This window comes from Marivirga aurantiaca (assembly GCF_016679925.1).
GTDB classification, from domain to species: Bacteria; Bacteroidota; Bacteroidia; order Cytophagales; family Cyclobacteriaceae; genus Marivirga; species Marivirga aurantiaca.
In genome coordinates this window covers 757,658-770,928 of the sequence record NZ_JAEQBW010000001.1, presented here as the reverse complement: position 1 = coordinate 770,928, position 13,271 = coordinate 757,658, and the positions used below count along the sequence as shown (strand labels likewise).

General features: G+C 37.3%; 14 protein-coding genes and 1 tRNA gene. 13 read left to right on the top strand and 2 right to left on the bottom strand.

The features are described 5' to 3' along the window. Positions 1 to 45: 45 nt before the first annotated feature. A complete protein-coding gene (locus tag JKA74_RS03360; RefSeq protein ID WP_201429741.1) occupies positions 46 to 489 on the bottom strand; it encodes a PA2169 family four-helix-bundle protein in 444 nt (147 codons plus the stop codon). 62 nt (positions 490 to 551) lie between these two features. Further along, positions 552 to 1,145 (bottom strand): YciE/YciF ferroxidase family protein, encoded by a 594-nt coding sequence (locus JKA74_RS03355; RefSeq protein ID WP_201429740.1) that lies wholly within the window; start codon positions 1,143 to 1,145, stop codon positions 552 to 554. Positions 1,146 to 1,385: 240 nt separating this feature from the next. On the opposite strand from JKA74_RS03355, the gene JKA74_RS03350 reads away from it, so the two are divergent. The 13 genes from JKA74_RS03350 (at position 1,386) to JKA74_RS03290 (ending at position 13,222) form a co-directional block, all read left to right on the top strand. Beyond that, positions 1,386 to 1,459 (top strand) — tRNA-Pro (locus JKA74_RS03350). A 172-nt stretch (positions 1,460 to 1,631) separates the two neighbouring features. Then, positions 1,632 to 2,435, top strand: coding sequence for an SDR family NAD(P)-dependent oxidoreductase (locus JKA74_RS03345; protein WP_201429739.1), 804 nt, complete (start codon positions 1,632 to 1,634; stop codon positions 2,433 to 2,435). Positions 2,436 to 2,603: 168 nt separating this feature from the next. After that, a complete protein-coding gene (locus JKA74_RS03340; protein ID WP_201429738.1) occupies positions 2,604 to 2,966 on the top strand; it encodes a hypothetical protein in 363 nt (120 codons plus the stop codon). A gap of 331 nt (positions 2,967 to 3,297) precedes the next feature. Next, on the top strand, positions 3,298 to 4,416 hold the full coding sequence (locus JKA74_RS03335; protein ID WP_201429737.1) for an NAD-dependent epimerase/dehydratase family protein: 1,119 nt from the start codon (positions 3,298 to 3,300) through the stop codon (positions 4,414 to 4,416). Positions 4,417 to 4,425: 9 nt separating this feature from the next. Then, positions 4,426 to 5,994 (top strand): vitamin K epoxide reductase family protein, encoded by a 1,569-nt coding sequence (locus JKA74_RS03330; RefSeq protein WP_201429736.1) that lies wholly within the window; start codon positions 4,426 to 4,428, stop codon positions 5,992 to 5,994. A gap of 51 nt (positions 5,995 to 6,045) precedes the next feature. Then, entirely contained in the window at positions 6,046 to 7,326 is a 1,281-nt protein-coding gene (locus tag JKA74_RS03325) for an amylo-alpha-1,6-glucosidase (RefSeq protein ID WP_201429735.1), read from the top strand. A 33-nt stretch (positions 7,327 to 7,359) separates the two neighbouring features. After that, on the top strand, positions 7,360 to 7,971 hold the full coding sequence (locus JKA74_RS03320; RefSeq protein WP_201429734.1) for a hypothetical protein: 612 nt from the start codon (positions 7,360 to 7,362) through the stop codon (positions 7,969 to 7,971). Positions 7,972 to 7,973: 2 nt separating this feature from the next. Then, positions 7,974 to 8,990, top strand: coding sequence for an SDR family oxidoreductase (locus JKA74_RS03315; protein WP_201429733.1), 1,017 nt, complete (start codon positions 7,974 to 7,976; stop codon positions 8,988 to 8,990). Between the two features lie 30 nt (positions 8,991 to 9,020). Then, a complete protein-coding gene (locus JKA74_RS03310; RefSeq protein WP_201429732.1) occupies positions 9,021 to 9,998 on the top strand; it encodes an ion channel in 978 nt (325 codons plus the stop codon). Positions 9,999 to 10,237: 239 nt separating this feature from the next. Next, a complete protein-coding gene (locus tag JKA74_RS03305; protein ID WP_201429731.1) occupies positions 10,238 to 10,972 on the top strand; it encodes a DUF4198 domain-containing protein in 735 nt (244 codons plus the stop codon). 5 nt (positions 10,973 to 10,977) lie between these two features. Then, positions 10,978 to 11,307, top strand: coding sequence for a hypothetical protein (locus JKA74_RS03300; RefSeq protein WP_201429730.1), 330 nt, complete (start codon positions 10,978 to 10,980; stop codon positions 11,305 to 11,307). Between the two features lie 2 nt (positions 11,308 to 11,309). Further along, positions 11,310 to 11,621: a hypothetical protein gene (locus JKA74_RS03295; RefSeq protein WP_201429729.1), complete on the top strand. Its 312-nt coding sequence runs from the start codon at positions 11,310 to 11,312 to the stop codon at positions 11,619 to 11,621. Further along, the gene (locus JKA74_RS03290) at positions 11,618 to 13,222 is read left to right on the top strand and encodes a PepSY-associated TM helix domain-containing protein (protein ID WP_201429728.1); all 1,605 of its coding nucleotides are present in this window, start codon (positions 11,618 to 11,620) and stop codon (positions 13,220 to 13,222) included. The genes JKA74_RS03295 and JKA74_RS03290 overlap by 4 nt, the downstream gene beginning before the upstream one ends. The last annotated feature ends 49 nt before the right edge of the window (positions 13,223 to 13,271 follow it).

Sequence of the window (13,271 nt, the reverse complement as noted above, 5' to 3'; positions counted from 1 at the left end):
CCATTGTATATGTTACACAGTTTTAACCGTTAGAGTTGATAAATTTCAGACAAATTGTGTTGCCATAAACAAAAAAGCACGTTCAATACCATCTAATTGTTGTGTGATGACTTCTTTTATTCTAAGAGGAAATTCCTGATTTTCTAAGGTGTTTTTATATTCCTCAATGGCAATTTCTTCTACTGAAATGCAGACATTCATAACTGCAAAACGATCTCCAGAGGTAAGGGCAGATTTTAAATCAGGTCCCAAAATACGCAAAGCTTCCACCTGATTGATATCCTTTTTTGGCACCCCGTTGAGTTTTATAACTTCCTGTTGTAACTGAACTGAAAACTCATGTTTTTCCTGGTAAATCTTCAGTATTTCTTCTTTAAGCCTTGGATCCAAAACTTTCTCAGCAGCTTGCTGGTAACTTTCTTTGCCCATCTCAATTATTGAAATCAACTTATTTAAATAATTTATTGTAGTTTGATTGGAGTTTTTCATTTCAGTTTTATTTTTGCATTGATACTATTGGATTTGAATTATAATAATGATTGGCAGACCCATCATGACGATGATGTAGCTTCAATATTAATTTCTAATGATAGGTTTGAGAGCTCTTCGTCACACTCTTTTTCCTCTTGTAAAGATTTGTTCAAAAGTCTTAAGGAATCTTTTAGCTTTAAAGCTTTAGCAAATGAAATCAGTATACTATAAGAAGCCATTTCATAATGCTCAAGTTTTCGGGCTGCAGCAATAATTCCTGCATCACATAAATCCCCCTCCTCTATTCTATTAATAGTTTTTTCCCTTTCCAGGATTAAGCCTGCCAAAGCCTCACATTTTTCACCTTCCGCTTTCATTTTAAGTTTAGAGAAAAGCTCATCTAATCTAATGATTTGTTGCCTTGTAATTTCCAGGTGTTCGGAAAGAGCACTATGTAATTCCAAAGAAGTAGCTTTGGAAATCATCTGCTGTAATGTTTTTGTCAATTCATTCTCAGCCCAATAAATTTGCTTTAACTGGTCTTCAAACAATTCATTTAAGCCACCAGAAATATCAGGTTCGAATTTTTCCTGTACAGATAAACCTTCCTCCTTAGCAGTGATAGGAACTGGATTTTCAGTTCCTATCTTTTTTTCATCAGATGGATTTTTCATTATTTTAAGATTTAAGCTTACCCGTTTATTGGTTGGTAATGGTTCACTACAAAATTGAGTAAAAGATCAGGCTGATTTCTTACATAATTATTCTGTAGTGATACAACATTCCATATTCAAAGCCTATTTTCTCAGATGAAAAACCAGGTTTCCAATGAAATAAATGATAAATAATATCCGGACTGTTTTCTCATTTTCATTATTAAGAGAAATCAATTATTTTTGCAATCGTATTAATTACGGGATGTGGCGCAGCCCGGTAGCGTGCTCGTCTGGGGGGCGAGAGGTCGCAGGTTCAAATCCTGTCATCCCGACAAAAACCACTTGATTTTCTCTGTTTTTCTTTAATTCCCTTCAGTGGTGTGCTTCCCTCAAAAATCAATAACCATCTACAGTTCATTTTGAATTAATGTACTTAAGTACCAACCATGCTTTTTCCTAATTCGTAAAAGATACATAAGTATACTATTCAAAAATGACATCATAATGGAAAATTCAAAACAATACGCACTCATCACCGGTGCAACAAGCGGAATAGGTTACGAGCTGGCAAAGTTATTTGCCAAAGATCAGTATAACCTGGTGATAGTAGCCCGTCATGAGGCTGATCTGAAAAAAGCAGCATCAGAATTTAGAAAGGAAGGCGTGAAAGTGGAGACAATCACCAAAGATTTGTTTAAAAAGGAAGCCGCCTCAGAAATATATGAAGAAGTAAAGAATAGGGGCATCACAATCAATGTCCTTGTGAATAATGCTGGCCAGGGAGAATTCGGTAAATTCATAGAAAATAATCTGCAGGACGAATTAGAGATTATACAACTCAACATAGTTGCTACAGTAGCCTTAACCAAATATTTCATACGGGATATGATGCAAGCTGGCGAGGGCAAAATTCTTAATTTATCTTCTATAGCGGGAAAGGTTCCTGGTCCTTATCAAGCGGTTTATCATGGTACTAAAGCCTTTATCCAATTTTTCACTGAGGCTGTGAGAAGTGAGATGAAAGATACAGGGATTAGCCTGACCGCCCTATTGCCGGGTGCCACCGACACTGATTTCTTCAACAAGGCAGACATGGAATCATCAAAAATATTGGAACAGGATTTAGCAGATCCGGCCAAGGCAGCGGAAGATGGATACAAGGCTTTGATGAACGGAGAAGCAATGGTCATTTCAGGATTTAAAAACAAAATGCAAGTAGCAATGGGCAACATGATGCCCGATAATAAATCCGCTGATATGATGGGCAAACAACAAAAGCCAAAAGAAGAAGAACATCAATCCAAGTAAGTTCAGATTTAACTGTAAAACAGATGGGGCAAAACTTTCCAAATTTCAAAGGATTAGGCTATTCGATTGGTGGACATTTCATCATCAATAGGCAAACATCAAATTTGGAAAGTTGAAGGTTTAATTAAGGGTCAATCTCAGTTTAAATAACTGTTATCACAAATTTAAATGATGAAATTAGTGCTTGTTCAAGGCCTCTACTATTTCTTTACCGGAATCTGGCCTATTCTTCATATTGAGAGTTTTGTAGCTGTTTCCGGCCCCAAGCAAGATATTTGGCTGGTGAAAACGGTTGGGGTTTTAATTACAGTAATTGGAGCCACTATGCTGGTTCATTATTTTTCCAGGAGAAAAAAACCCTTTAAAGAAATTGCTTTTATGGCCATAGCATCAGCCATGGGTTTTATCCTCATTGACACTTATTATGCACTAGTTGACAGAATATGGGATGTATATTTATTAGATGCAGTTGCTCAGCTTATACTGTTGATTAGCTGGCTAATTTTAATCAGGAAGAAGGCGCTTATTTAAATAGAGCCTATTAGGCAATTACACGAGAATCATTTGTAACTACTTGAAAATAAGCCCCCCGATAGCTATCTGGGCTAGCGGGGAAATGACCAACATTTATGTAATTTATTTTAGAATCCCTATAAAAGCTACTGATAAAGCTATGCCATAAGCACTTAAGCAATGTGTAGAGTATGGATAAAGATCATACTTAAAATACCAACTTCCTTCTTAAGACAGCCGTTGCATATTATATACTTGTGTAACACTAAGTGAGTCAGATTCAATTCTCTAGCAGTGCTTATGCAAAACCTTAGTAGTAACAGTTTATTTCAAATCAAACTATTCTAAGATGGAAAAATCAATTGATCAAAATAAGGAAGAAAGCAAATCTGGCAAAGATGTAGTGATAGTGACAGGAAGCAGTGGCCTTATTGGTACTGAAATTATAAAGTTACTTTCTAAAAAATATACGGTAGTAGGACTGGATAAAGTAGGAAACCCCTACCCTCCTGCTGAAGCTGAATGGATATGTTTTGACATCACTTCAGAAGAAAGTATTAGAGCTGCCATGGGAAGGGTAAAATATGTATATGGAGATAAAATAGCTTCTGTAATTCATTTGGCTGCATACTATGATTTCTCCGGTGAACCAAGTCCTCTGTATGAAAAAGTGACAGTACAAGGAACAGAAAATTTCCTAAATGTTTTGAAAGATTTTGAGGTGGAGCAATTTATATTTTCCAGTACCAACCTCATTTACAAACCTACCGAACCCGGACAAAAGATCAATGAAGATTGCCCACTCGCTCCTAACTGGGACTACCCGGAATCAAAAGTAGATACAGAGCAAATTATCAGGGACAATCGCGGCAATATGAAGGCAGTGCTTTTGAGGTTGGCCGGATTATATGATGAAGAATGTCACTCAATACCCATCAGCCATCAGATTCAGCGAATTTATGAAAAGCAATTTACCAGCCACTTTTATTCCGGGGACACTTCCCATGGAAATGTTTTTCTTCATATGAAGGATTTACTGAATGCCGTGGAAAAAACAGTGGATAAGCGTAAAGAACTTGATGAGGAAATTGCCATTAACATTGGGGAGCCAGAAACCCCAAGTTACCAGAAGATACAAAACAAAATTGGAAAATTAATTCATGGGGAAGAATGGGACACTTATGAAGTACCTGCTCCAGTAGCTAAATCAGGTGCTTATATAATGGATATTTTCGGAGACCCTTTCATTAAACCATGGATGATAGATCGTGCAGATGATCATTATGAACTGGATATCTCACGTGCCAATAAGTTGCTTGACTGGCAACCAAAATACTCGCTCCTAGATACCCTACCCGAAATGATTGAAAAGCTTAAAGCTGACCCTGCCGGATGGTATAAGGAAAATAACCTTGACCCTCCCAGAAAAGTAAGGGAAAAAGAAAAGGAGAAAGCGGAACAATCTTAAGCAGGTATTATGAAAAATAAAAAACCTGAAAACAAAGACAGTAAACATAAACACCAACACGGAGGAATGGAAATGCGTGGTGTTACACGTCCTATGGCCGAAATGAAACTGAGCAAAGGAGGTGGTGAAAAAGATAAAGATGACCATAAAGAGGAAGGACATAGCCATAAAATGACCCAGGAGCAAAGGGAAGAAATGTTGCAAATGCATCACAAACAAACACTTTGGATTTACTGGCTCATAGTATTACTAGGATTTTGGATGGTTTTCACCCCACTTTCGTTCGATTATGCCAAGAATGCAGTAGAACCGAGTGGCGGGCGTGATGTGTGGCTTTCTATGAGCGAGAGAATTGCTGCCATGAAATGGAGCGATATCATCAGTGGCTTGTTGCTAATATTTTTCGGCTGGCGATCATTAACTCCTAACCGCCCTTACAGCATGTGGATCTGCTGCTTTATTGGTATCTGGATCAGTATGGCACCTCTGCTTTTTTGGTCGCCATCAGGAATAGCCTATTTAAATGGAATGTTAGTGGGAGCCATAATTATTGCGCTAACTGTATTAATTCCAGGCATGCCTAATATGATTATGTTTATGAAAATGGGTGGTGATCTCCCTGCAGCATGGAGCTATAACCCTTCCAGCTGGCCACAAAGAGCCATTATGATTGCCCTGGCCTTTTTGGGAATGATTGCTTCACGTTATTTAGGAGCTTTCCAATTAGGCTATATTGATTTTGCCTGGGATCCGTTTTTTGGAGACAGCACGATGGAGGTGTTAAATTCTGATATGTCACATTCCTGGCCTATCTCTGATGCAGCTTTGGGTACTTTGGCTTATACCCTTGAATTTTTAATGGGATGGATGGGTAGTACTTCCCGCTGGCGTACTATGCCATGGATGGTTACTTTTTTTGGTATTTTGGTGATACCGCTGGGCTTTGTAAGTATCTTTTTAGTCATTTCCCAACCTTTAACTGTAGGTGCCTGGTGCACACTTTGCCTTTTAACAGCTATTCTGATGTTGCCTATGATCCCTCTTCAAATTGATGAAGTAATTGCGATGGGACAACATATGGTACAAAGAAAAAGAAAGGGGGATTCAATGTGGAAAGTATTCTGGAAGGGTGGCGATCCTGTCACTACTAAGAATGATGAACGTTCCCCTGAAATCCTCAATTTTCCGCAAAAGCCCGCTAAAATATTTAAAGCATCCATCTGGGGGATGAGCTTTCCATGGACCTTAACTCTGTCTACAATTTTAGGCATTTGGTTAATGTTTGCTCCCGGAGCTTTTGGAGTTTCTATCAATGCCACTTCTGCCGATATAAACCATATGGGTGGTGCGTTCATAGTAGTGGTAGCCGTAATCTGCATGGCTGAGGTAATGAGAGCGGGTCGCTTTTTAAACATCCTTTTGGGTTTGGCAGTAGCAATTTGGCCATGGTTTGTAGAGGACAGCACTTTGGCATTAAACATCAGTAGTGCCATAACAGGAGTTATTGTGGCAGCACTTTCTATACCTATGGGACCTAAAAAAGAAGATTATGGTTTATGGGATAAATATATAAAATGATGTTAATTATGCTGTTCTTATAAGCAGCGATCAAATTAATTACCACACTCGATGACTGAGAAGGAAATTTTTGAAAGAACCAGGAAACTGATCTATGAAAATATGATCAAAGGACGTAGCAAAAATGGGAAAAAATTTCATTATACGAAACCTGCACCTGAAAGGTATCCTTTCCAGTTCTTTTGGGATACCTGTTATCACGTTTTTATACTTTCTGCTTTGGGTGAACATGACATGGCCAGGGAACATCTGATAAGTCTTTTTGCCATGCAGGAAGATGATGGATTTGTAGGTCATATGATTTATTGGAACAGATTAAAACCGGGACGAATGGCGGATTTCTTCCAGTCGAAACCGCAAATTAGTAATTTATATAAAAGCCATATGAGTGCCCTTATCCAGCCTCCTCTTGTGGCTCAGGCAGTAGCAAAAATTTATGAAAATTCAGGTGATAAAGACTTTTTAGCTGAAATGCTACCAAAACTAAAGAAGTATTACCTGTGGCTAGCCAAAAACAGGGACTTTGATGGAGATGGGTTACTCACCATCATTTCTCCCTTTGAATCGGGTATAGACTGGAAACCTACCTATGATGTGGCTTTGGGTTTCCCGGAGAAAAAAGCTGATTGGAGACTCTTTCTGAAAGTGGTATGGATTGATTTCAGAAATTTTCTCAATAATTATAATCTGGAAAAAATTAATAAAAAGGCGCTGTTTAGAGTGAAAGATGTGGGTTTTAATACCATTTATGCTCAAAATCTTCAGGCACTGTCACGATTGTGTCATGTAACAAATGATGATGATGATGCTTATTACTCATCATTGGGCGATAAAGTGACGGAAAGCATTTTAAAGATAATGTATGATGAAAAAGATGCTGCTTTTTATGATGTATATGGAAAGAAGAATACTAAAATAAAAATACTGACCCCTACAGTTTTTTACCCTGTAGTAATAGATGGCATTCCTCATTCAGTAGCCAAAAAGGTAATGGAAGCTCATTTCTTTAATGAAGAAGAATTCGATACCTCTTTTCCTCTACCATCAGTAGCTAAAAATCACCCATCCTTTAACCCGGAAGAATCTCTGTATATATGGCGGGGCCCTACATGGATAGCTCATAACTGGTTTATGCATCAGTTTCTGATGGAGTCAGGATACAAAGAGGAATCTAAGAAAATGATCGACAGTATTTTAAAATTAATAGCAAAAAGTGGCTTCAGGGAATACTATAATCCGTTTACAGGAGAAGGTTATGGAGCTAAAGACTTCACCTGGGCAGGACTGGTAATTGATATGATTCAGATGGAAAAAAGGAATAAGTCGGCATGAGAAGGCAGAATGTAAAAGATAAAACTAACAGACATGGAAAATCTAAAGAAAGAAAAAAAAATCGTTGAAGGAAAGGAATCCAAAAACGAGACTTACTCTAGTAAAAACCAATATTCGGATGAACAAAAAGCCACTGAAGCATATCAAAGAGCGGCAGAAAAGCTTTTTAATGTAAACCGCTGGACAAGGCTTCCCGGTATTTCTTCCACATTTCAATTGTATAACCGTAGAGGGGAAGGAAAAGACACTGTTAAAGTGCAAGTGAATGATTATATAAAAATTGAGTTACCGGGGCCTTTCCCAGAAAATTGGGTGGTAGTTACAGATATAAAAGAAGAAGAAAATTTAGCGGAATTTACTGTTAGCCCAAGCTCTAATCCTACAGACAAAGGAGAGGGACAGGAGGAAGTTGATCACTTTTTTATAGATGAAGCCACCAGTACTTTCAGAGTTAAAAAAGTAGACAATACCATTTTTGGCTACGAAGTAGGGAAGAATGAAGGGATCAATAATCAGGGCAAAGAAGCTGGCGAAAGAAAATTGGTTAATACACTTATTGCTGAAGGAGGCTGGGCTGGTTTCCAAAAATTTCAATGGGAAAAGCTAACAGATTATTTTGTTCATAAAGTTGAAATCGAAAAATAGCAATGAAGCCGGAAAGCAAGGCAATAAATCTTCCAAAAGGTATTGTAGTAATTACCGGGGCTTCTGCTGGAGTTGGCAGGGCTTGCGTAAGGGCATTTGCTAAAAAAGGTTATAATGTAGCACTATTAGCCAGAGGAAAAGATGGATTGGGGGCGGCTAAACAGGAAGTTGAGAATATGGGAAGGCAAGCTTTATTTTATCCGGTTGATGTAGCTGATGCCAGGGCCGTGGAAGAAGCAGCCGGGAAAATTGAACTGGAACTTGGTCCCATTGACATATGGGTAAACAATGCTATGAACAGCGTATTCAGTCCTGTGAAAGAAATGAAAGCCGAAGAATACAAAAGAGTAACAGAGGTAACTTATTTGGGCCAGGTGAATGGTACACTTGCTGCTTTAAAAAGGATGCTTCCACGTAACAAAGGGTCAATCGTGTTTGTGGGATCAGCTTTGGCTTACAGAGGCATCCCATTACAATCTGCTTACTGCGCTTCTAAGCATGCTATTCAAGGTTTCTTTGATTCACTTCGTACAGAGTTGAAACATGATAAAAGCAAGGTAAGAATCACTATGGTAGAATTGCCTGCCCTCAATACCACACAATTTGGTTTTGTAAAATCCAGATTACCGAAAAAGCCACGGCCAATGGGCACCATCTACCAACCTGAAGTGGCAGCCGATGCCATTGTTTACGCTGCAGAACACAACCGAAGAGAAATAATGGTTGGCTTTTCAACATTAAAAGCTATAATAGGCAATAAAATAGCCCCATGGTTTGCTGACTCTGTTCTTGCCAGAAATGCTTTTGAAGGCCAAAAAACAGATAAGCCCGAAAACCCGTATAAAAGACATAATTTATGGAAACCCATTCCGGGCGACCATGGAGCACATGGAGAATTTGGAAAACAAGCCAAATCATCCAGTATTCAATTGAGAATTAGCAAACATTGGATAAGTTTTTTGATAGTTCTGGTTCTGTTAATATTATTGATATTTCTTATAATCGGATGGCTCTTTTAAATTTAAGAACATGATGAAATCCCTTCCCTGATGATAGATATATTTTATTTAATTGTAGGCACTTTAATATTGCTTCTGGTAATGTATGATTTCTTTTTCACGACATTATCAGGAAGCGGATCAGCATTTATTACAAGGTTTTTATCGCTCATCAGTTATAGAATTCTTCAAGTGGGCGTAAAATTGATTGGGCGTAGAGTCTTTGCTTTAAGTGGAATGATAGTAAATTTGATAGTTCTTAGTGGATGGGTTGTATTAGTATGGATTGGTCTTTTCATGCTTTTCTCCTATACTCCAGAAGCAATCGTAAACGACAATGGCAAAATAGCCAACGCAACAGAACGCATTTACTTTACCGGCTATACGCTCTCAACCCTGGGACTGGGCAATTTTAAACCGGTTTCCCCATTTTATGAAATTTTAACAAGTTGCTTCTCCTTTTTTGGATTTGTTTTCTTTACTACCTCAATGACCTATCTGGTTTCAGTATCATCAGCTGTAATTCACAAGCGTTCTTTAGCACTCTCCATTCGGAATTTAGGCAACAGCCCTGAAGAGATCGTTAACAACCTTTTAGAAAAAGATACTTCATTTTGTTATCAAAAATTTTCCGTTCTACAGGAAATGATCGACAGACATACTGTCAACCATCAAGCCTATCCAGTCCTCCACTATTATGGAAATGCTGATATTTCAAGCTCATTTAACCTACACCTTGCCTCGCTTGATGAAGCAATAAGTAAATTATTAAGTAGCTTACAAGCACAAAAATTTCACAATGAACTTATGCCACTGAGAAGTTCTCTCACTCATTTCTTAAAACATATGCAACAAAATTATCCGCAGACAATTAAACAGTTTAATATTTCTCAGGACAATCTTCCTGAAATAGGTGAAATGTCAGTGGAATTTCCAGAAAACCATATTAAGTTATATGAAAGAAGAAAGATTTTAGGAGGACTCCTTAGAAACGAGAATTTCGTTTGGGAGGATGTGTATTCTAATTGATGAATTTATCTTTAGTTGAAGAACGATTATTTCCAGTTTCTTAATAACCCCACCCTATCTGAAAAATAGTGATTTTTAAATACAAGCTTAATTCAGCTGTAAGGCCATCGGGGCTTTCATATTATTTTTATTTAAACTTATTCTAAATAATTTTGATGTTAAATAGAATGATTCTAAATTCGCGCTAAATTAGAATGAATCTATATAAAGGCTATATCTAGTGAATTAAAAAATCAATTATGAAACATCTTAAAATAATCACCACTCTCTTATTTTTATTCATTACAAGCACTTCTTTTGCCCATTACCTTTGGGTAGAAACAAATGAAGCAGGTAAAAAAGGAGAAGAACATGTAATCAAAGTCCACTTCGGAGAATATACGTATGGCGTGATTGAAGACCCAAACGGAGAAAATTTTGCTGGCGTCAAAAATTTTAAACTTTGGATAATTGCGCCCTCTGGAAAAAAAGAAGCTATTGAAACCGCTATTAATGGAAATGCATTTGAAGGGAGCTTTATACCTACTGAGGATGGTACCTACACCGTAGTACTCAACAACAATGAAATTGATGTAATCGATTATACACAATATGATTTTGGGATATTCAAAACACACTATCATTCCACCGCAAAAGTAGTGGTAGGCAAAAATGTTACAAATTCCGCTGCCGATAATGAAGCAGGTTTGGTGGTAGTAAATGCCTCAAAAAATAAAGCTGTAAAGGGATCAGACGCTTCTTTAAAGGTATTATACAAAGGACAACCCATTGCAGATCAGGAAGTAACTATTTTTGTAGCTGACCTTTGGAGTAAAAAATTGACTACTGATAAAGACGGAATTGTCACTTTTAACTTACCATGGAACACGAAATATACTGTGGAAACGACCAAAAAAGAAGAAGTTCCGGGTAGTTACAAAGGAGAAGAGTATGAATTCATCTGGCATTGTGCCACTTATTGTATAGCTCTTTAAAAGAAATGGCCACTTTTAGTATATTATTTATATTATTAGGTTTTTGGATTTGCTATCAAAAATCTGAACGTGCCGAGCTGCCTTCGCCCACTAAATGGGAAGAATATCTGCGCAAAAACAAAAAAATGGCCTCAGTTATAGGAATTGCCAGTCTTACTGTGGGATTTGTATTTAGTCTAATAGTTTATGGTGTAGGCTCAGGCATCTTTGTCTACACCATAAGTATGATTATTGTGGCTAGCCTTGTTATAGTACTGGCTCCATTAGGCTATATTAATCGATGGAACATAGTGCCTACATTATTATTGTGCTTCCTTTTGGAAATAACCTTATAAAAATGCCAGCAAATAAAAAACATCTTGACCCAAGCTTCCACCAGCGATTTGCTAAAATCACTGCAGGTTTTATTGGTGGTTTTATGATAACAATTACCTTATTTCTTGTACCTGCTATTTTAACAGATCCTGTAATTGTTCTATTTACCTTAAAGTTTGCAGGCTTCATTGTATGGGGCACATTAATGATTATTCCTTTTTTATTTAAAAATGGATGGAAAGCATGGGGAATTTATCTATTAGCTATTATTTTACTTTCATCCCTCCTGTTACTTATTAAAATACAATCACCTGAACTTTATTCTGGCTTATGAGCAATCGGATCTACAACGTGCTTTTTCATACCCACACTGTCAGCGGATTAGTAATAAGTGTAGCGCTGTTTGTGATATTTTTTGCAGGCTCAATAAGCTTTTTTAGAGATGACATCATCAATTGGGAAAGAGAACAACCCATCAAAGAAAACTCCCAGATGGATATTGATTTTAACTTAGCTTTAGACTCTATAGAAAATCAACATCATTTATATGGTAGAGATGTAACTATCCGCCAAATCCATCAGGAAAGAAGAGTAATGGTGAGTGCTACACCTGGTAAAGACAGCACGGCTACTGAATCAGCTTTAAGCAGGATATTCTTTTATCTTGATCCGGCCACACAACAGCAATATTCTTACTTTGAGGATTTTACTCTGGGAGAATTTATGTACCGATTACATTTTTTTGCACAAATCCCCTACCCCTATGGCTATTTGTTATCAGGCTTTGTAGCGTTCTTTTTCCTTTTCGCTATTGTAACAGGAGTTATTGTACACTGGAAGAAAATCATCAGTAACTTTTATGTTTTTAGGCCCTGGGCAAAGCTTAAAACTGTATGGACAGATGCGCATACTGCCCTGGGACTTATCGGTTTACCATTTCAATTCATTTATGCCGTTACCGGTGCAGTACTAATAATTGGCAGTACCGTAATGTTGGGCCCTGTAACCTCCCTCTTGTACGATGGGAATTCAGATAAAATGTTCAAAGACTTGTCAACTGATGTGGCACCATTTCCATTTACTAATAAACCGCAAAATTATGAGTTAGACATTAATAAAATGGTGTTGAAGGCTGAACAAAATTGGGCAGGAGTTTATGCCTCTCAAGTCGTACTACAAAATTATGGGGATGCCAATATGCATGTGGTAGTGGATGTAAAACCTGAAAGTGACAAAAAATTTGCAGGATTAGGACAAATGGCTTTTAAAGCATCAACAGGAGAGGTAGTTTTCGAAAGAGACCCATACACAGAGACAAGTTATATAGCAGGTGCACAGGACTTTCTTATTAAATTACATTATGGCAACTTCGGAGGATACCCTTTAAAAATAATCTATTTCATTTTTGGAATCATCACTTGTTTTATAATTCTATCAGGTGTACTTATTTGGGTGGAAGCGCGAGATAAAAAGAGCAATACACCGTTTAAACGAAAGGCGAATCAATGGGTTTCTGCTATCTTTCTAGCGATCTCCTTAAGTATGTATCCTGTAACAGCATTTACTTTCTCCGTAGTTAAACTTTTTAAGGATGTGAATGATCCTCAACCTCATTTACTTATTTACAAAGCATTCTTCATCAGTTGGTTGATTCTCACCATCATATTTTCAATCAAGAAGGATAATTATTTTACCAATAAGTATAGCTTATTATCGGGAAGTATATTGGGCTTTTTGGTACCTGTTACGAATGGGGTAATAAGTAGCAACTGGATCTGGAAAACTTTTAATGAGCAACAATTACAAATTTTTGTAGTAGATGCTTTTTGGTTGAGTACTTCCATAATCAGTTTATTAATATTCTTAAAACTTAAACCTAAAGGGAAGCTAGAGCAAGCTAAAGTAAAAAAGGCCAAAGCTGAATACGCAATATAGTAGTTCAATCCTGTATGATTTTTCAGGATATCCTTCCCCGTTTTGCAAG